Below are 20,048 nucleotides of genomic sequence, written 5' to 3' on the forward strand. Positions count from 1 at the left end.
ACTTACCGAAGAAAAAGGTGCAGGACACGCCAGGCGAAGTCACTGGCGCAGTGAGTGCGGCCAATGGTGCTTGGCCTGGCCGCACAAGTACAGTCATGTGTATTGATAGTGACTATCGAAACAGCCGTGGTGTTCGATCAGGTCAGCGCGGTCATCACCGCGGCCTGATAGGCCGGACGGGCCTTGAGGCGTTCGTACCAGGCCTCCAGGTGACGCATGGCCGGGCGCTCGATGGGCATTTCGAACCAGGCATAGATGAAGCTACCCAGTGGGATGTCGCCCATGCCGATCTGGTCACCGGAAAGATACGGTTGTTTGGCCAGGGCTTCGTCGGCAATGGCCAGCAGCTGGGCGCATTGCTTGTGCGCAGCGTTGATCGCCACCCAGTCGCGCTGGTCTTCCGGGGTGCGCAACAGGCCCCAGAACAGCGGACGGAACGGAGCGGCGAAGGACGAGGTGGTCCAGTCCATCCACTTGTCGGCCAGGGCGCGCTGGCGTGGGTCTTCGAGGTACCAGCCCTGCTCGGTGCCGTACTCGGCGCACAAGTAGCGGACGATAGTATTGGATTCCCACAGGGTCAGGTCGCCGTCTTCCAGCATCGGTACCAGGCCATTGGGATTGCGGGCGCGGTAGTGCGGCTCGTTGACCACGCCGAAGGCGCCGCCAGCGTCGATGGACTCGAAGTCCAGGCCCAGTTCATGGGCGATCCACAGCGCCTTGCGTACGTTGCTCGAATTCTTGCGGCCCCAGATCTTCAGCATGTCGACATCCCTGAATGAACACGAAGGGAGAGTCTAACCCTACAACCTTCAGGTTGCAGCCGAAACCACGCTTGCGCAACCGGGCAGCGCCTACCTGCTAAATCTGCCAGTAGCTGGAATGCAGTGCCGATGTTGCAATCAGTGCACCTGCCAGCGCAGCGAGGCCACACCATGGAACAGGAAACTCATGCCCCCCATTCAACCCGATCACGATATGCGCGGCTGGCGCATGCACGTGGTTTTCGATGCGGCCAAAATCAATGCCGCGCGCGAGCGATTGATCGGATCGAAGCCACCCGTGCTCCACGAAACGATTAACTACGAACGGCTCAGGAGTGTAACCAGCGAGCATGTGATCTGCGAACTTGCGACACCCTTCGTGGAATATCTCCAGGACCGTGTGCGGGTCTGCTCACGCATGATGTCCTTTGCCAACTTAATCTGGTCCGCACCGGTATTCGGTGGCAAACCCAGGGCAAGCCTTGAAAGAGTGGTTGCATTTACCAGGAACGAACCGCAATACCTTTATCAGGAGTTCCCCCTGGATGGGTTTGTCGGGCATTGTGCAGGGCCTGGCGCTGCGTTGACGCTGAAAGTTAAAAACGACTCAAGCTTCTATATACAGGCCACTGGCTCGGCTAAGCCTGACGTAGAGCTGGCAGACATCTTTCGCCAACGTTTCAATGCCCTCCCGGACGAGCAGCGCATCCTCCAGCCTTACAAGGTCGAAGCCAGCACACAAAGTCGATGGCTGCTGGATGAATTGCGATTTTACCTGCGCAAGCACCCGAGTTCAGGGGCTCACGTTCTCTATATCGTGAACGGGAAGAGCGACACAGGAACGTACCCCACGCAAGACGACACCCCCGTGGATCAACTGGCCGTCTATATGCCCCATGCCCAAATGCCAGACCCGATCTACTACAATGACTTCACCGACCTTGCCCTCCTCTTGCTACCGCCGTCCCATGTGCTGTGTGACAAAATTGAGGTAGTTCAAAACCATGTTCACAAGATGTCTTACAGGTTCCTGCGCGCCAATGCGGAGCAGGCACAACCCCAGGCACCGCTGAGCTTCCACGCCGACCCTCTGGTCGCAGCGGTCAGCGCCGGCAGCACTGCACACACGATTGAACTGCAGCCGCAAGGTACGGCTATACCCCGCTGGGAATTGGACGGACGCGGCCACGGCTCATTGAAGCCCAATGGCTATAAATGCGATTACTCGGCACCAGCCAAGCCGGAAATTCGCCTGGCTGACAACAGCCTGACCGAGGCACCAACAGCAACCAGGACGTCATTCGAAGAGCCGCTGCGAATAGACCGGGTACTTACAGGTTTTGGCTTGCTTCCCCTTGTATCGACCTTCGTGGTTCTGAACATCGCCCCTAATTTCTTCATCAAGGCCGAGCTTGATCAAGGCCGTCTGAAGCTGCGCTTGTTCTACAGCAACAATGGCAAGGAAACCGAAGCCCCTGCCCACCTGACCAAATGGAAAGTAATGGCAGGTGACGGAAAACTTGATAAGTCCGGCATCTTTACGCCCGGCCTGACCAGCCGCTTCACCGTAATCCAGAGCGTAATGGAGGACCTGACGAACTGGTACTGGGCCTACATCATCGTGCCCGTCCCCTTGATGACGGCCGAGACCTTCGTGGCCAGATGGAACAAGACCTGATTGCCTGCCCCTCGATACCTTGCAGCGAACGCTTCCAGCCACACCTTGTCACTGTTCAGGTAAAGCCTTTGCCAAGCGGCCGTCTAAGCTCTTGGCATAGGCTTCGAACACCGTTTCCATGGAGGAAGGGCTATGTGGCTGTTGTGGTTGGCGGGGTTGGTGATCGGCGCGGCGTACCTCACGCACAGGCGCCTGGCACCCTTGCAGATACTGGGCATCATGGCGGCCTATTTGCTGCTGATGGGTATATTCAGCCATGCACCCGGCTGGCTGCTGACGCTGATCTGGGCCGTGCTGGCGCTGAAAATCGCCCTGGTGGCCTTGCCCGATTGGCGCCGCAAGGTATTCACCGGCCCGGTGTTCCATTGGTTTCAGCGCACTCTGCCGCCGATGTCGCAAACCGAACGCGAGGCGATCGATGCTGGCACCGTGTGGTGGGACGGCGAACTGTTCAGCGGCCGCCCCGACTGGCGCATCCTGCTCGATTACCCGGCGCCGAAGCTGACCGAGGAAGAACAGGCCTTCATCGATGGCCCGACAGAAGCACTCTGCGCCATGGTCAGTGACTGGCAGATCGGCCAGGACATGGACCTGCCGCCCGAAGCCTGGGCACATATCAAGCAGAATGGCTTCTTCGCCCTGATAATTCCCAAGGAATACGGCGGCAAAGGCTTCTCGGCCTACGCCCACTCCCAGGTGGCAATGAAGCTGGCCACCCGCAGCGGCGACCTGGCCTCCACGGTAATGGTGCCCAACTCCCTCGGCCCGGCCGAACTATTGCTGCACTACGGCACCGATAAACAACGCAGACATTACTTGCCACGCCTGGCCCGCGGCGAGGAAATCCCCTGCTTCGCCCTCACTGGCCCGCTGGCAGGCTCCGACGCGGGCGCGATGCCGGACACTGGCGTCGTCTGCAAAGGACAATGGCAAGGCGAGGAAGTCATCGGCCTGCGCCTGAACTGGGAAAAGCGCTACATCACCCTCGGCCCGGTCGCTACCCTGCTGGGCCTGGCGTTCAAGGCCTACGATCCGGACCACCTGCTGGGCGAGGAAGAAGAGTTGGGCATCAGCCTGGCGCTGATCCCCACCGACACCCCGGGCGTGGAAATCGGCAAACGCCACCTGCCGCTGGGCGCCGCCTTCATGAACGGCCCCAACAGCGGCAAGAACGTGTTCGTGCCGCTGGACTGTCTCATCGGCGGCCAGGCCATGCTCGGCAAGGGCTGGATGATGCTGATGAACTGCCTGTCGGTCGGTCGCTCGATCTCCCTGCCGGCCGTGGGTACCGGGGCCGCCAAGTACACCAGCCTGGTCACTGGCCAATATGCCAATATCCGTGAGCAGTTCAATGTGCCCTTGGCAGCTTTCGAAGGCATCCAGGAATCCCTGGCCCGCATCGGTGGCAATGCCTGGCTGATGGACAGCGCCCGCCTGCTGACCGCCAGGGCCGTGGACCTGGGCGAGAAGCCTTCGGTGCTGTCGGCAATTCTCAAGTACCACCTCACCGAACGCGGCCGCGAGTGCATCCAGCACGCCATGGACGTGCACGGTGGCAAGGCCATCATCATGGGCCCGAACAATTACCTGGGGCGCAACTGGCAAGGCGCGCCGATCTTCATCACCGTCGAAGGCGCCAACATCCTCTCGCGCAACCTGATGATCTTCGGCCAGGGCGCCATCCGCTGCCACCCGTTCGTGCTCAAGGAAATGGCCCTGGCTGGCCGCGAGGACCGCGAGCAGGCGCTACGGGAATTCGACGATCTGCTGATGAAACACATCATGTTCGCCGCCGGTAACGCGGCCAGCACGCTAGTGTTCAACCTGGGGCTGGGCCGCCTGGAAAACGTGCCGGGCGATGCCCTCAGCCAAGGCTACTTCCGCGCCCTCAACCGTCAGGCGGCGGCCTTCGCCATGCTGGCAGACCTGTCGATGATGCTGCTGGGCGGCGCGCTGAAACGCCGCGAACGCCTGAGCGCAAGGCTCGGGGATGTGCTGAGTTACCTGTACCTGTCCAGTGCCGCGCTCAAGCGCTATCACGATCTGGGCTCACCGGAACACATGCAGCCTTTGCTGCGCTGGGCGATGGAAGAGAGCCTGGGCCAGGCGGAAACAGCCCTGGACCGGCTGCTCGAGAACTTCCCCAACCGCTTTGTCGGCTGCGCACTACGGGCCCTGGTGTTCCCCTTCGGCCGCCGCCATACCGGGCCCAGCGATGAACTGGATGCCGAAGTCGCGGCGCTGATCGGCCGCAGCAAGGGCGACCCGGCTCTGGAAGAGTTGCTTGCGGGTTGCTTCAGGCCGCAGGCCGAGGGCGACCCGGTGGCAGCACTGCAACGGGCTTGCGCGTTGCTGGATGACGCAGCGCCACTGCACAAGGCGCTTCATCAGGCGATAAAGGAGGGCAAGGTACGGCCAGCCCCCGGCCAGTCGGTGATTGCTGCGGCTGTAGAGGGTGGTGTACTGCAGCCGGGTGAAGGGCAACGGCTGCAGACCGCGGAACAGGCACGCCGGGCAGTGATCGATGTGGATGCCTTCGACAAAGCGCAGTTGCTGCCCGAACAGGGCAAGGTGCGCTGATCCGTTGCCCCGTCTGCCGGGTGGACGGAGCCTGAGGGGGCGGTACGGCCACCGCCTTCCCCAACCCGCCCCCAACCGGCGTATACTCCGCCCCCGTTTCAACCACCCCGAGGACCACCCCATGGCCAACCCCCATCTGGAATACCACCTGCAACTGCTGAATCACCTGCGCACCATCCTGGCAGCCCTGGGTGAGGCCGAGCAGGTACCGGAGGAAAGCCACGTCCTGTTTCTCGAACGCTTCGACGAACTGCTGACCCTGCTGCCGCAAGATCCCCTGCAAAGCCAGTACCTGGGCCAGGACCTGATCTGCCAGGTGATCCAGCGCTACCCGCAAATCGCCCACCTGGTGCCACGCGACCTGCTGTGGTTCTTCGGTGGCGACTGCCTGCACTTCATGCCGGATGAAGAGCTGAGCCTGTACCAGGCCCTGGAAGAGCGCCGCTACGAATGCGAACAGCGTGGCGAACCGTTCGACTGGCTTGAGCAAAAGCAGTTGCTGGCTTCGACGGCAGCCGATACCCGCCACTGATCCCGGGCTGCACAGACGAAGGGGCATGGCTCCCCTTCGATCAGCCTGTTTCCCCCGCATTGTGCAGCCTTCGCCTACAGCCCACCTGTGTTGCCCTGCGTACTCTGTCTGCGCGCTGAGATACATGAGTTCGCAGCCATTCAACACAGGGATCATCCAATGAAAAAAACACTATCTGTACTTGCGCTGAGCCTTTGCAGCAGCGCGGCAATGGCAGCCATCATCAACTTCGATGGTTCTGTCAGTGCGCCTGGCACCTGCCCTATCGAGGTCGTTACCCCAGGCGGTCCAAGCCTGCCAGTGGTCTTCCTGGGTAACTTCAACACGTTCGACTTCGATGCAATCGGCCAGGAAACCACCAAGAGAGAATTCGCGTTGCGCGTGCCGGCAAGCTGCGTGACTGGCACCCAGAATGCCTACGCCACCTTCCAGGCGGGCCTCGGTGCGGATCCGGCAAATGCCGATCTTTATGCCCTCAGGGACGGCCTTGGCTACACCACTGGCCTGGGTCTGGCAATCAACGACCTCACGAAACGCCTCAAGCCCAATACCGAATCGATGGCCTATGAGGTGAAAGACACCGGCGACACCGACATGGTCTTTTCAGCACGCCTTGTCACCACCGCTGCGAAGGTGAGCGAAGGGCAGATCGACAGCAACATCTCATTCAATGTCGACATCCGCTGATTCTCCCCCCCTGCGCTGCCAGGGGGACTCATCCGTTTCGCCTATCATGCCGGCCCCACCATGTCCATAACCACGCTGCGCAAGTACGTACTCAGCTTTGCCTGCCTGGCAACGCTTTCCTCAACCAGTGAAGCGGCCTTGACCATCAGTGCCACCCGTGTTGTCCACTCCAGCGACAAACACAGCAGCTCGGTGGTTGTCGCCAACCCAAGCCAGGCCACTTACGCGGTACAGGCCTGGGTAAACACCGAGGCCGACGACACCAGTACCGCAGTGCCTTTTGCCGTATCCCCCACCTTGTTCCGGCTCGACCCCAAACGCGAGCAGCTGGTCAAGATAAACGCACTGCCAAACAACCTGCCCAACGATCGCGAATCGCTGTTCTACTTCAATGTGCAGGAAATTCCCCAGGTCGATAGTGGTCTGCAAAATGTACTGAAAATAGCCCTGCGCACCCGCATCAAGCTGTTCTATCGACCCAGCCAGGTGAAAGGTGTGCCCGAACAGCACCTGGATAGTCTGCAGTGGTCACTGGCGAGCAAAAACGGCAAAACCTACCTGCAAGTTCACAACCCCACGCCTTACCACTTCACCTTCAGCCGCCTGGAGGTTTACAAAACAGGGACCGGCGAGAAGATTGACACGGCTCTGATGGCATTGCCCATGCAAAAGCAGTCCTTCGAACTGAAGACAACCCGGGCTGCAGACGGCCTGAAGGTTCGTTTCACCACGATCAACGACTACGGTGGCAGCACCCGGTTGATGGAAAAACCACTGCCCATTTCGTCGATATAGTCCAACTGCTCAATCGCGCAGATACATGTCAAGCAGTGGAAAGACGGGCGATGACGGCCATGTCTGGCCTTGATCGAAGCTGATGGAGATCCGGACAGAGAGCTTGTCACGCTTGAGCCGTGACAGAAAAGGCTTGCTCGCCTTGACCATATCGTCGAAACCCAAGCCACTCATTACTTGCTCCGGGGTCACAGCATGCTCCTTCAGCACTTCTTCGCTCTGGGCGTTACCCTGCGCATCCTCTCCGCCGACGACCAACGTTACCCTGTGGTCCGTATGGATATAGCGCCAGGCATTGACGGTAATGACCATCCCCTCTGCCGGGACATTGGAAACATAGACCGTGCCATGGGTGGCAGAAGGAGGGGGAATATCCGGTGTCGGAAACCCTTGAGTCAGCGGCAAAAACGATACCAGGCGGGCATCGGACTGATGAACCTTGCCATTTTTGTCGGTCACATGAAAGGCTACTGTCAGCACTTTACCGCTGTGCTGTGCAATCAGGTTCAGCGGGATATCGTACTGACCGGGAAAGCCTGGTGCCTCCTCTGTCGCCAGGTAGCTCCCGATCCCTCCCGGCGCTCCCCATGACACCTCGACCTTCTCGCCAGGGAACGCAGCCCCCGCTGGCACAGTCACCCGCATGTAGTTCAGCTTCTTGTTGGGGTCCAGTTCCACCTGCTGCCCGCTTCCCGTGGTATGGCTGATTTCCGGCCAGCCCAGCTCTCTGGGCAAAGGTGCCGTATCAGCCTTCAGCTGGACCACTTTCGGCTCTTCGGGTGAACTCTTGTTACCGGCATAATCGTTTAGCCGGTAATGCACGAAACGCACCCCGTCCCCTCGCGCCCGGATGATATCGCCGGAGATTTCCAGCGTAACGGGAAAGTCCCCCTGCTTGAGAACCTTCTCACCGACAAGATTGTCTTCGTACAGCGTCGTATCCCAAAACCAGCGAATGTGGTCTCCAGGCACAAAGACCTGATAGTCCGGCACCCGTGCGACCAGCACATCATCGTGACGCTCCAGGTAATCCGCCGTTACGCCATCGGTGAGCACCTCTGCTTCGAATATCAGGCCACCGCGATCACCGCCCAACCTGGGCCCGGTCAAGTCCAGGGTTATGATCAGCGGCTCCGAATACCCTTCAGCACCGTTGTAACCCGTGACCCTGTAGATCAATTCAGGGGTGCTGTCCTCCCTGAGGTAAAGCAGAGGGATTTCGACATAATAGTCATCAGGATCAATGGGAGCCTCCCATTGCCTGGGTTCACCTATCTGTACACCATCGCACAACAACACCAGTGTCTCCGGCGTGCCTGGGGCGGGGTTGGAGCCCGGCCACGGCGTGACATCCACACGTAGAGGCTTTTCCAGCAGATCCAGAGGGATGACGTTTTGCGCGCCACCCTCCAGGTTTTCAAGCGAGCCGTCCACCCAGGGTGGAGGAAAAAGCGTTTCCGACTTCCCGTTTCGCATAACCTAACCTCCAACGTGTCCAGTCCGGCGCAATGAGCGGCTCGCCATGCCTTACCAGCTGTAATGCACTCCCAGGTTGACGCCCCACGGCTGCTCCAGTGCCTTGCCGTTGCTGTAGTCGAAGTCGGCATGCAACTGCAGGCGGTCCATCAACGACACCGCCACCCCCATGCCCAATTCACCACGCGAACCTGACAGGTCATTGTCGAAACGGTGATCGTTGACCTTGACCTGGTTGTTGTTGGCAAACTCGTGCACATAAGCCAGGCGCACATAAGGTTGCAGCCACTGCCCCCCCTCAAGCTTCAAGGTACGGCCCGCCGTGGCGCCAACCTTGCCCAGCACCGAGCGCGTCGTATCACCGTCAGCCTTCAGGGCATTGTCCAGGTGGTAGTCCTGGCCCTGGATGCCGACCACCGACAGTTGCCCGAAAGGCTCGACGAAATAGTCGTCATCCAGCGTCAGGTGGCGCCCAAACTCCACCGACGCCCCCAAGCCGACGTTGTCATAATCGCCTTCGGTGCGCTGGCCATCACTGAGGCTTACCTTGGCCTGGTTATCGAAGCGGTTCAGCTTGACCACGCTGTCGAGGTAATAGCCACTCTGGGCGTCCAGCCAGGTCGCATACAACCCCAGGTAGTAGCTTTTCACCTCACCCGAAGCCCCCCGGGTCAAGTTCAGATCAGAGCTGCTGTAACCCGCCATCACCCCGGCCAGCCATTGGCCGTCGCCCAGGGGCAAGGGGGTGTCGGCACCCAGCGAGAAACCCTGTTGAACCTGACTGTACGGTGTACCGGTCGAGGAAGAGACGTTGTACTTGTTGCCATAGCTGCGCGCCCACAGGCCCGCTTTACGCTCGTCGAGCCGCAGCTCGCCCATGCGGCTGCGCAAGGATGACAGCTCGCCATACCACACGGTCGGCGCGGTGTTGAACAAAGCCATCGCCGCCTCGGTGCTTGGGCTGATCACCTTGGTCGCGCCATCCAGGTACCAGTCATTGCCACGCTGCACCAGGTCATACGAGAAAGCCCCCAGGTCCACCGGCCCGTTGAGCAGGGAGAACTGCGCATCACCCGCCGCAGCGTGAATCAGATGCAGGCTGTTTGCCTGGGTGGGTTCACTGCCGCTGCTGCCCACCACCAGGCTGTGGTTGCCGGTGGCCGTGCCAGTTATGTCGAGAAAATCGCTTTCGCCGGTGCTGAACCTGGCATCCATGAAGAACGTGCCGCTGCCCGACAGGCTGCCCAGGGTAAGGCGCTGGTACTGCGTGGCCTCACCGAACCGCACCGAGCCACCCGCCATGGCCAGTTGCCCGACTTCACTGTCCTCCACCATGTTCCAGCGCCCGCCATCATTCAGCGCCAGACGTTCGACATTGGTCAGGCGCCCGGTCAGGCTGGCCTGGTTGCCCAAGGCCAGGTTGGCACTGGAGCCGGACTCCACCCACACATCCCCCACCAGATCGCTGCCCTCGACCCGCATGGTGGCGTTGGAGTTGTTCGCCACCTCCAGCAGGTTGCCATTGCTGCCAAGCAGCGTAGTACCGCCAGTGACGGTGATCGTCGCATCGCCGGGCGCCTGGTTTGCGCTCCCCACACGGATGGCGGCGCCATTCTGGCCTTCCACGTGCGTGCCCTGCAGATTGATCGATGCAGCTTCGGTCGAAAGGCTATCGCCAACCACCCGGATGCCATCCGTGGCGCCGGTCAGCCGGCTGTTGATCGCATCCAGCCGGGCATCGCCGAATAGCAAAGCAGCACCGGCCGCCCCTGTACTCACCAAGGTACTGTCAGTCAGGGACAGATGAGAACTGCCGGCCACCCTGGCGCCGCCTATACCCCCTTCGATATGGCTGCCATTTACCGACACGCTGGCACCAGCCGTAGCACTGCGCAGCACATCGAGGCCGAACAGGTTGCTGGTCAGGCGCGAGCCACTGGCGATGGTTGCCGACGCACCGCCATTGACCATCACCGCAGCGACCCCCGTGGCTGACACCGTGGTGCTCTCAAGGTGCAAACCACCGCCTGTACGCACGTCGATCTGCTGTGTGGTGGCGCCCTCGGCTACCAGGCGCCCGCCGTCAGTGACCCTGTAGCTATCAACAGGGGTGCCGGCACCGATAGTTTTCTCATGGTCCACCAACGTCAAGGCATTTGCCGGCCCAACGAAAAGCACGGCCGAAGCGCCCATTAACAGTTGCCCGATGGCCGATGCCAAGGGGGACAGGGTGGAACTGCGTTGTTTGATCATTGCACTTTGGCCTCATCGATTTACCCAAGAACGGGCAACAGAAACGTGGGCAAGGCTATTAAGAATTCACCTAAAAACGTGTAGGAAAAGTCCGAGGATTGATGCGACTTTTCAACAGGCCTCACCCAACATGCTGTATCGCCGACACTCAAGGGCGAACGAGAGGGCACTCAGTACCAAAACTGTGCATTGATACCACCGCCACGGCGGGATCGGATTTGACAACTTTGCCATTACGCATGAATGCATAAGTAAAGGTCGCCAACCCATCATATTTATTGTTTGCTTTATCGAACTCGTAGATCGGCTTCAGGCCATCGGCGTAAGGAATTGGCCAAACGAAACCGATCGGCGGGTTGTCTTTGTCCAGCTCGATGATTTTCTCATACTTGGCATCGGGTATCTCGGCCCCACCGGGAGCCGTTCCCTGCGTCGCTGTCCAGGTCAGTGTCAATTCGTCACCTTCTGCCAACCATTTGCTCAGGTCAGGGATCTGGATACGTACATCAGGAGTAACATCAGCTGAATCATCCGGGTCAAACAACGAACTGCAGTTCAGCCACAGGCGCCCTCCGCTGGTGAACCCGCCGCGGATCTCCGCCGCTTCGGGGTGTAGAACAATAGCCTCCACCACAATTGGCTGAGGTTTGGAAACAGCCTTGTTCGGCACGTCTTTGCGGCTGACCTCATAGTGAGCAAAACGGCTACCATTGTCGTGCCGAAGAATGTACGACCATGGAATCGTCACTTCGATTTCAGTACCGGGCTCATCCTTCCCAAGTACATGATCCGCCTCCACGACATGCTCATCGGTGTAGTAGAACTCGGCCAGGTCACCTTCCTTGAATGCAGCATCGATCGTTACTTTCAACACGGCATCGGCCAGCTCGTCTTTCTCGGTCAGCCGATTTTTCTGGTTGTCATTACCGCCATAAACATCCGGCAAGGCCATGCTCGGGTTCACAGGCCCCGGCCATTCCGGATCCGGATCAGGTACAACTGGGCCAATGCGCTCGAGGTTGACGTTGAAGGAATCCTTTTCGCCACCTAACAGGTAGTCACCGCGGTGCACCTCATACGTGACTTCGACCGGTTTCACGCCGGTAGAGCCTTTTCCATAAATAGCCAGGACAACGCTGGCAGGGATGGCCAGCTTGACCGGGAACGTGCCGACAGTCCGCGTTTCGAAAGTATGCGTACCCCACTTGATCGTGATCAGGTCAGTCGCCTTGAAATGCAGGAAGGCACCAATTTCCACCGTAATACCGTTGAACACGGCATCCTGGTCCACCACTCCGCCGTTCATGCCCAAGACCAGGGGCTTTTTGAAGTCCGCCGGGGTAGGCAAATTGCCAGTCGCCACCGTAACGCGCGTGGGCACTGACACGGCACTCACATTGCCGGCAATGTCCTTTAAAAGGTAGGCAATATGGATGCCGCCATCCCCTGCATCCCGAATGACCTTCTCAGGCACCGGTATCGACAATGGCACTGCAGTGACAGGCGTGAAGCCGTCAGGCACCAGGTCGCCCGGGTCGCTGGGCACTTCCCTGCGCCAGATCCACGCCACGATGTCTCTGGCATCCCAATCCGGATAGGCGGGCAAACTAAGCTTGACCGCACCAATATTGGCATCCAGCACAGCGGCAATAGCCGGGAATGCTGTCGGAAGTCGATTTGGATAAGGAGCCACACGATCGAAAATCAGGCTCAACGGAGGGAAATCCACAGGCAAGGGACTATTGTAAGGGATCACCCTGATGAAAAAATCATGTTTGCCTTCACCCCATGATTTTACCTTCGCCTTATCCAGCTTTACCGGGAAGGGAAAGGTACTGTCCCTGTCATATTGACCACTGTGCAGCTCCTCCTCCACGCCCCCCTCTGGCAGGTGATACAGCCACATCTGGTCAAACTCCCCCACGCTGGGATCGCCTGCGGCATTCCAGTCTTCGATGGTCAAGTCCATCTCGACGGTATCGTCGGTCAAGGCCGTGCTCAACATCGTATTGTCGGTAGTGTCGGCCAACAGCGCCGGGTCGATTTTGGGTGCGACGGGTGCAAGTACAACATTATCGTTTGCGGGTGTGTATTCGTCGTCTTTCATTTTGACCTCTCAACGATACAGGGGCTGCAGGGAAAAAATACATACTTATTGAAATCCACGATTCAACCCCCGCACAACTGGCAAATTTGTCAGTTGCCAGCAAGGCCGCTGTATCATCCGCACGCCAGCCAGACAATAAAAAGCCCGCGCTAGCGCGGGCTTTCAGCAGGTAATAACGCTACAAGCAGAAGATCAACTCTGCCCGCTCAAACGATCAACACCATCATAGTAATAGTTCGAGGTCACGCCACTCTTGACCACTGACCTCAGCCGACCAGTAGCGTCATAATCCATTTTCATGCCCTCACCATCGTCCTCGAGGTTACCGTCATCGTCATAGCTCAACTTCACCTCGGGCGCATACCCTTCGTAGCTATTGGTTATTCCGCTGAGCTGCGCAGGGTCTTCATGTTCGAAGAAGTACTCAGCCACGTTTTCACCCGGTTTATCAGTATCTTTATCTGTCAGTTCGGTAATAACCAGAACAATGTTGTCGATGGCATCGAACTCAAACGCCTGGGTACGAATCACATGACCTTGCGGGTCGACCGGGGCCAGTGTTCCGTTACATTTATAGTCATACAGGCGACCGCGGCTATCGTAGGCATACACCTCGTGCCGCAACCAGTTTTCCTGGGCCGGGTCTGCTTTAACATTCGACCGATAGGGCGTGTGCCTGGCATAAATCGCCCTCAACAGCTGATCGGCTTTTTCAGTCACCGCAGGCTCGTGCAGATTACCTCGCACATGATTGGCATAGGCTTCGGCCTGGCGCAGCATCTTGTCGTCCGGCTCACCAGACCACAGCGTTTTCAGCTCAATGCGGTCGCACTCATCATACTCCTGGGTCAAGGTCTGAATTTCACCTTTCATATCGAAGCGACGACGCCGTTCACGATCGAACTCGTCATACTCCAACTGGGTAATCAGGTAGTTATCACCATCACGGGTCTCGATTTTCGACGTCCTGCCCAGCTTGTCGTACTCGAACATCGCCACTGTGGAGCCCAAGGTAGTCTTCTGCAGGCGCCCGGCATCGTCATACTGATAGCTCTGCACCTGGCCCAGTACATCGGTATAGCTCAACATACGTGCGCGATAGCTGTAGCCATACGTCATTTCGAACGTTTCGTTGCCCTCAGTGCGCTTCTCCGATTTCATCTGTCCGGTACTGAAATAATCCCGCTGCAGGGTTTGCCCATCCTCTTCGCAGCGTAGCAACCGGGCATTCTGCGGGTCATACTCGTAGTCAGCCGTGAACCGGCTGGATGCCCGCTTGAGCGGCTCCTCACCCAACACCGGGTTATATTCATACTCGACCCATTGCCTGGAAGGCGTGAACACCTTCTCTGGTCGGCTATGCCCAGGCTTGTAGTACAAGGTGCGCTCTCGACCGCCGGTGACAGACCGGTAAAGCCGCTTCAAGCCATCGAACCTTTGCGTGCCCAGCTCAATACCATTGACACCGATGTACTCCGGAAGGTCATCACTGTCGAACGTGGCATAGTGGCGGGTAACCACCGACCTGTCGGGGAGCGTCTGTGTCAGCAACCGGCCAAAGATGTCGTACGTACTCAGCGTGGTGGCCTTGTCGGCAGCCACTTCCCGGGCCACACGGCCCAGGCCATCGTAATGATAGGTGTGCTGGCTGTACGCAACGGTATCGTCCTTTTTCTTGAAGCGCCTGACGTGGGTGGCCTGCTCGAAGCGGTTGAGCCAGGTCTCGGTCACGCCGCTTGCAACAGTGCCATCCGCCGACTCCCGCCAGCTGCGCTTGATGGGCATATTGGCCGATGCTTCGGTGCCAACCGGGTCCGTCACCTCGAAATGGCAGATGCCGTCCGCCCCCCTTTGCCAAGCTTGCTGGCCCCAGTCGTCGTAGCCGTATGTTGTCTGCAGCGTCAGGTCCACCGCCTGATGGATACCCGGCCCGGTAACCATATCGGCCAACCAGTCATACTCGGTTTCTTCGACAAGCTGGCCATAAGCGTCGTAGCTGGCCGAGTAGGTCTTGCGATACTGCTCACGCCGCCAGATTTCCTCACTGTCGGCCTCCATACGATACTCTTCGATCACCCGGCCGAGGCCGTCGATCACGGTGCGGACTGTCACGCCCTTGACATCGGTCGAAGTCTGCACAGCCGGGTTGTTACCCTGAGCCAGCACGTAGCTGTACTTGCGGGAAGCCTTGTAAAGTGGGTCGTTGGGCGCAGCCGTCTCGAGAATCACACGCTCCACAGGGTCATAGGCGTAGGCAATTTCCACATCGTTGTCGTCGCGATTGAGCAACGGCTTTCCGGTCAATGCCGAGTGCTTCAGGTCGAAGGTTTTCTGCACATGGCGAATGGTGCCGTCTTCCAACACCTGCCCATGATCGAAACCCGTCACTACCTGATTGACGACCAGGGCTGGATGGTTCTCCACCACTTCCGTCGTGTAGCTGTATGAGGTGGTCGTAGGCTTGTCGTCCATGGCCTTGATCGTCTTGGCCGGCCGCCCATAGCTCAACAAGTCTTCCTGGGACTCATGGTAATGGGTAATCGTCTGACTCAGCGGCACCTTCACTTCACCTGCCAGCCTGAAGGCATGTTCCTCGCTCAACACGATCCACGGCTTGATAACAGGTTCGGGCGTGTCTGCAGGCAGGGGAACCGGATCAAGGGCCTTGTACACGAACTCGGTATGCTCGGTCGCAGCTGAGCCCTCACCGTTTGGCGACGGTTTGATGGTCTGGCTCTTGCGCCAGCGCACAAAATTCTGTGGGTCGGCCGGGCACTTGCCAGGCTCCCCGCCAACGGGATAGTACTCGTACTCCGTCTCGACGCCCGTGGCGGCAATTTCGCGGGTCAGGTTGCCGAACAGGTCATACGTGGTGGCATGTACAGCCTTGGCCATCCCACCGTTCCCGTTCTGCCAGGTCTGGGTCGATAGCTCCTTGGACTTGTAGTTCGCAGGTTGCTTGGCGAACGGCTCCTCCGATTTGCCGTGGTACTTGGTAACCGTGGTTGTGACGCTACTGCCCTGAACCCGTTTTTCCTCGACCAGACGATGGAAACGGTCGTAGGTGCTCAGCAGGGTGCGGTCTGCTTGCCCTGGGCAACGCTCGGTGGTTTTGCTCCAGTAGTGATAGCTGGCGTCGGTCACATCGTAGAGGTTATCGCGGCCATTATTGTTCCAGACAACAGAGCTGCCATTACCCACGAAGTTGGTCGAGGAGTAATCGTAATCGGTGACCTGTTCGGCCTGCCCCGCCCCCGGAATGAGGCGGTGGCGCTTGACCCTCGGCAAGTACTGCTCGACCCCTGGTAGTTTGTGGCCAGGATCACCGCCTGTGCCGTATTCGATATGCTCCTCCGCACCACCAGGACTGCGCACCCAGCTCACACATGTTTGCCCGTGCACCGGTTGATACTTGAACTCCCACTGTTCACCGGTGGGCAGTTTTACACTCTTTAGCTCCCGCCCGCTGAACGCGAGGGTATAACTGGCCCGCGCCCCAGGTTGATCGGGGTACAAGGTGATGACCATGTTGCCCGGGTACTCGATCAACAACAGACGCCGCGGCAGTTGCCCACCCAGACCGGACTCACGCACTTCATGCAAGCAAGGGTTGCCTGGCAGTTGCGGGTTGTCACGGTAGAAAAATTCCAGCCAACGCTTCGAATCGGAGTAAACCTTTGTGGGCAGCGCCAGTTTCTTCTGGCCGATTTTTGTAAGCTCCAGTATTTCTGTCAGCTGAGTATCTTTATGCTCGATTCGGAACTTACCCTCGCCATCCTTGTGAAAATGGAAAGAATCCAGTTTTTTCTCACTGATACTTTCGACACCATCCACCGTGAAACGCTCACCGGTGTACAACGATAGCGCTCCTCCCCCCTCGGGGTAGGCATGCTCGATGAAGCTGCTGAGGTTGATATCCCAGCCTTGCCCATAGCCGAAGTCACCTGCGCCCATCGAACTGTACATAAGACTTAAGGGAAACTCTGCCCCGCCCAGATAATCCCCACGCAATACGGGCAAGACAATACTCAGGCCATACTGGCCTGTACGTGGATCAACACTATTACTGATGAAGCTGTCAAAGCTAAAAGCACCTGAATGCAGCGCAGTTTTGCCGGACATAGTGATACTCCTCCAAAAACCAATATTAACGAACCGAGAAAGTCAGCTTGTCGCGGCTGCCCTGCACACCGTTGGGGTGTTGAAAATCAACCCGGAGCCGATGCCAATTACCAAATTGATCCATCACACGGAACAATAATGGTTTTTCCAGTGGCGCCCGCCATTTTTTGCTCACGTCTTGTTCACTGTCATAGAAAATCGGCAGGTTCGATACTCGGTGGATAGCAAAACATACATCGCCCCGCCCTGGCTTGGCGCTCTCAAGCAGTTCAGTATCCAGAAACGCTGGATCGGCGACTTGAGCGTTCACCAAAGATTGCAACAGGCCGTCATGTACCAGGTACTTTTCCGGATTTTCCGGATTCTCCGGGCTTTCCGGATCCTCCGGCTTGGGCTTCAATGGGGTAAACGAATAGCTGGTAAAACTGCAATACTTCTCTTTGCGCTGATTGGACTCCCAGCGGATCATCGAAACCCTGCTGTCGTCTTCAAACTTCAGCCTGAGGAAACTCAGCGTTTTGAATTCATCGCTCTTCGCCCCTGCCAGTACCCAATAGTCGGTAGTGTCATCTGTTTTGTCGAAGGCTTCGGTTTCATTGCCTTCCCAACCCTTGACTGGGATACGTTTGAATGTATAGGCATCCTCAGTGTATTTTTCTGGCGGCGCCTCACCGGTTACCTTTACTTTATCAATACCTGTGTTGATGTCAGTGGACTTGTAAGAAACATTATCGTCACCGGTGAACTGAGCGCCTACAGACAGGCTTCCGACACTGTTGGTCAGCAAGAACAAATGCTTGGTTCGAGTACTGGCGTCGAGGACCGAGGGTTCTTCCGCCTTTGTTCCTGGCCGTGTTCCTACCCGATTACGGTCTTCATGCACCGCCCAAGTTCCGGGCTTCAATGGGTCATTAGGCTCCAACCCTTCTTCACCGGCAGGCAAAAACTCGATCACCTTGCCGCCTTCAGTGTTGAACAACTGGAGGCTGCCCAGTTCTGTGTCACTGATCGGCGGCGAAACCCCTGTCCCCTGACTACCTTTCGTCTTGATGGTTATCAACACTTCGATTTGCTGCATACCGTTGGCGAAACACACGCCTTGGCTAAGCAGTTCGATGCTGAAAACGCTAAGATCCTCCCAGCCACTGCTCGTCGGGCGGGACTGAACGACCGGGCGGTGCTCGATGATTGCGTAGCCGCTACTGAGGTTATTGTAATCAGCCATGACCACAGTAACGGGCCACTTGGCTGCCTGGGGTGGTGTATACAGACCGTCCTGACCTATATCGCCCTCGCCGAACACATGCCATGTCAGGCCAGGCGGTGTGCCCTTGACGCTGAACGGCAAGGTGCTGTTAGGTTTGTAGTCCGAAACGTAATGGGGTTCGACACCAAAACGTTGCGGCCAGGTCACGATCACGACTGTCGCATCTGCATATGCGCCTGAACGGGTGTCCGTAGCCCGAATGACCTGGAACAGGATTTCAGGCTTGCCCTCCTCGATAATGGCCGGGGTAAACCTGGCCTGCCCATTGCCCAGGTCCTCGAGTTTGCCCAGATCCCCCACGTAAGTACCTGCAAGATCGCGTTTCTCTGGGTTAGCAGCCCGCTGCGGCCCTCGTGAAGCACGAAGCGTTTGCGGCGTTTCGACCTTTTCCCAGCGAAGGGTACCGCCGTCCACGCTTATGGCGGAAAGGCTGATCGGCACACCATTGGCGCCAGTGGTTGCCACCCGCGGGGAAATCTGCACAGGCCTCACATGCTCGATCACCAACCCGGCACGTTGCTGGTCGCCGTTACCGCCATCGGCATAGTGCCCCGTCACCAATGAGACCTGGCTATCCGCCGTGAACGCGTCCGCATCGGGAGACGAATACACACCCGCAGAGGTGACTTGGCCGCTGGCAGCAGCGTTCCTGATGTTTGTAGTTGTCCACGCCCTGGCGGGAGTGCTGCCTTGAAGGCTGAACGACACCCCCCCTTTCGCAACGGTTCTGGTGATGCCTGGCTCGACCCGATAGGTACCAACAGTGGGCGAGACATGACCAAAACCGACCACATCGCTCGGCACGAACTTGTCACCAGCCTTGCAGGTGTACCGATGTGCATTGGGCATACGCACCGGCCTCAACACTTGGGTCAATGGCTCGGCGCGCTTCCCCTCGTTGACAGGGTCAAGCAACAAGGTGCATGAGTACTGGGTTCCTGCTGCGGCCGTGCCAGGAAGCAGGAAAGGGAAATCGTGACCAGGTTGTGGAAGCGTGCCAGCCAGCAGATGCGAGCGTGGCTGCATCAGCAGGAGCACGGCACCATCGCCTTCGCTGGCGGCCTTGTCCTTGAACGCCTTGTTGGTCTTGCCCCCCCAAGGCGCCGTCTGGGTCAATACCTTGATCCCCATGGGCGACATCGACGCATAGTCTTCACGATCGAACTGGGCCAGTATATAAACCTGACGATAGCCGGGTTGCTCAAGCCAATGGCTGAATGCCGCCTTGCCAATCTGTCTCGAAGCGTAGCGGGTGGTGCCAAGCTCACACTCCAGCGTATTTGGCTTGGCGTCGGAAAGCGAAAGCATCAACTGGGTGTACTGACCGCTCTCGCTCTGCTGCAACTTCAGCTCGACTTGCGCACTGACCGCATACCCCATGGCCTCGTCCAGACTATGGGCCCGCAGCATGATCGGCGGGCTGCCTGGCAGGTGGGCATGCTGGACATAATCGCCTGAAAGGATATTCATCCGCACCGTCGTCACCGCCGAGAGCAACGTTGCATCTTCGAATGAAAGTTGTGGCGGCCCAAATACCAGGTTGCGGAATTCACCACGCAATTCGCCACCCTCGTCCAGGTCGAACTGGCTACGCATGGGCGCAATGAACGATTGGTCGGTATATCGCAACAGGAACTGGTCGCGAAACAACAGGTTAATGTGGCTTCGCGCAATCGCGCCAATAGCGCCCCAACCCCTCATGACAGTACCGGAGGCCAAACGCGTCAGAATTTGTTCTTTTGTAAGGTCAGCCATGATCAAAACCTCAATCGATTGGTCCAATTAGTTTC

General features: G+C 58.3%; 11 protein-coding genes. 5 read left to right on the forward strand and 6 right to left on the reverse strand.

Translation table 11 applies throughout. The features are described from left to right. Nucleotides 1-137: 137 nt before the first annotated feature. A complete protein-coding gene (locus J5M71_RS11180) occupies nt 138-761 on the reverse strand; it encodes a glutathione S-transferase (RefSeq protein ID WP_207832223.1) in 624 nt (207 codons plus the stop codon). A gap of 187 nt (nt 762-948) precedes the next feature. Here J5M71_RS11180 and J5M71_RS11185 point away from each other — a divergent pair, with 187 nt between their 5' ends. The 5 genes from J5M71_RS11185 (at nt 949) to J5M71_RS11205 (ending at nt 7,033) form a co-directional block, all read left to right on the forward strand. Next, on the forward strand, nt 949-2,439 hold the full coding sequence (locus tag J5M71_RS11185) for a hypothetical protein (RefSeq protein ID WP_207832225.1): 1,491 nt from the start codon (nt 949-951) through the stop codon (nt 2,437-2,439). 132 nt (nt 2,440-2,571) lie between these two features. Beyond that, nucleotides 2,572-5,019 (forward strand): acyl-CoA dehydrogenase, encoded by a 2,448-nt coding sequence (locus tag J5M71_RS11190; RefSeq protein ID WP_207832227.1) that lies wholly within the window; start codon nt 2,572-2,574, stop codon nt 5,017-5,019. Between the two features lie 121 nt (nt 5,020-5,140). Continuing rightward, a complete protein-coding gene (locus J5M71_RS11195; RefSeq protein WP_207832229.1) occupies nt 5,141-5,551 on the forward strand; it encodes a PA2817 family protein in 411 nt (136 codons plus the stop codon). A gap of 159 nt (nt 5,552-5,710) precedes the next feature. Next, on the forward strand, nt 5,711-6,238 hold the full coding sequence (locus tag J5M71_RS11200) for a fimbrial protein (RefSeq protein ID WP_207832231.1): 528 nt from the start codon (nt 5,711-5,713) through the stop codon (nt 6,236-6,238). A 138-nt stretch (nt 6,239-6,376) separates the two neighbouring features. Further along, nucleotides 6,377-7,033, forward strand: a complete 657-nt coding sequence (locus J5M71_RS11205; protein WP_325175957.1) for a molecular chaperone — start codon at nt 6,377-6,379, stop codon at nt 7,031-7,033. Nucleotides 7,034-7,042: 9 nt separating this feature from the next. On the opposite strand, the gene J5M71_RS11210 is transcribed toward J5M71_RS11205, so the two are convergent. The 5 genes from J5M71_RS11210 to J5M71_RS11230 all read right to left on the reverse strand — a co-directional run bounded on the left by J5M71_RS11210 (nt 7,043) and on the right by J5M71_RS11230 (nt 20,013). After that, nucleotides 7,043-8,509, reverse strand: a complete 1,467-nt coding sequence (locus J5M71_RS11210; RefSeq protein ID WP_207832235.1) for a hypothetical protein — start codon at nt 8,507-8,509, stop codon at nt 7,043-7,045. A gap of 51 nt (nt 8,510-8,560) precedes the next feature. Continuing rightward, nucleotides 8,561-10,762 carry an autotransporter outer membrane beta-barrel domain-containing protein gene (locus J5M71_RS11215; protein WP_207832237.1) on the reverse strand — a complete coding sequence of 734 codons (2,202 nt, stop codon included), beginning with the start codon at nt 10,760-10,762 and terminating at the stop codon, nt 8,561-8,563. Nucleotides 10,763-10,910: 148 nt separating this feature from the next. Beyond that, nucleotides 10,911-12,869 carry a hypothetical protein gene (locus J5M71_RS11220; protein ID WP_207832239.1) on the reverse strand — a complete coding sequence of 653 codons (1,959 nt, stop codon included), beginning with the start codon at nt 12,867-12,869 and terminating at the stop codon, nt 10,911-10,913. A gap of 192 nt (nt 12,870-13,061) precedes the next feature. Further along, the gene (locus J5M71_RS11225) at nt 13,062-16,991 is read right to left on the reverse strand and encodes an RHS repeat protein (protein ID WP_207832241.1); all 3,930 of its coding nucleotides are present in this window, start codon (nt 16,989-16,991) and stop codon (nt 13,062-13,064) included. Between the two features lie 25 nt (nt 16,992-17,016). Continuing rightward, nucleotides 17,017-20,013: a hypothetical protein gene (locus J5M71_RS11230; RefSeq protein ID WP_207832243.1), complete on the reverse strand. Its 2,997-nt coding sequence runs from the start codon at nt 20,011-20,013 to the stop codon at nt 17,017-17,019. Nucleotides 20,014-20,048 lie beyond the last annotated feature (35 nt).

This window comes from Pseudomonas sp. 43(2021), from assembly GCF_017490805.1.
GTDB lineage: Bacteria > Pseudomonadota > Gammaproteobacteria > Pseudomonadales > Pseudomonadaceae > Aquipseudomonas.

Bases quoted from the DNA above. Each gene is read 5' to 3' on its own strand.
- J5M71_RS11185 (WP_207832225.1), top strand. From the start codon at position 949: ATGCCCCCCATTCAACCCGATCACGATATGCGCGGCTGGCGCATGCAC.
- J5M71_RS11225 (WP_207832241.1), bottom strand. From the start codon at position 16,991: ATGTCCGGCAAAACTGCGCTGCATTCAGGTGCTTTTAGCTTTGACAGC.
- J5M71_RS11220 (WP_207832239.1), bottom strand. From the start codon at position 12,869: ATGAAAGACGACGAATACACACCCGCAAACGATAATGTTGTACTTGCA.
- J5M71_RS11230 (WP_207832243.1), bottom strand. From the start codon at position 20,013: ATGGCTGACCTTACAAAAGAACAAATTCTGACGCGTTTGGCCTCCGGT.
- J5M71_RS11195 (WP_207832229.1), top strand. From the start codon at position 5,141: ATGGCCAACCCCCATCTGGAATACCACCTGCAACTGCTGAATCACCTG.
- J5M71_RS11215 (WP_207832237.1), bottom strand. From the start codon at position 10,762: ATGATCAAACAACGCAGTTCCACCCTGTCCCCCTTGGCATCGGCCATC.
- J5M71_RS11190 (WP_207832227.1), top strand. From the start codon at position 2,572: ATGTGGCTGTTGTGGTTGGCGGGGTTGGTGATCGGCGCGGCGTACCTC.
- J5M71_RS11200 (WP_207832231.1), top strand. From the start codon at position 5,711: ATGAAAAAAACACTATCTGTACTTGCGCTGAGCCTTTGCAGCAGCGCG.
- J5M71_RS11180 (WP_207832223.1), bottom strand. From the start codon at position 761: ATGCTGAAGATCTGGGGCCGCAAGAATTCGAGCAACGTACGCAAGGCG.
- J5M71_RS11210 (WP_207832235.1), bottom strand. From the start codon at position 8,509: ATGCGAAACGGGAAGTCGGAAACGCTTTTTCCTCCACCCTGGGTGGAC.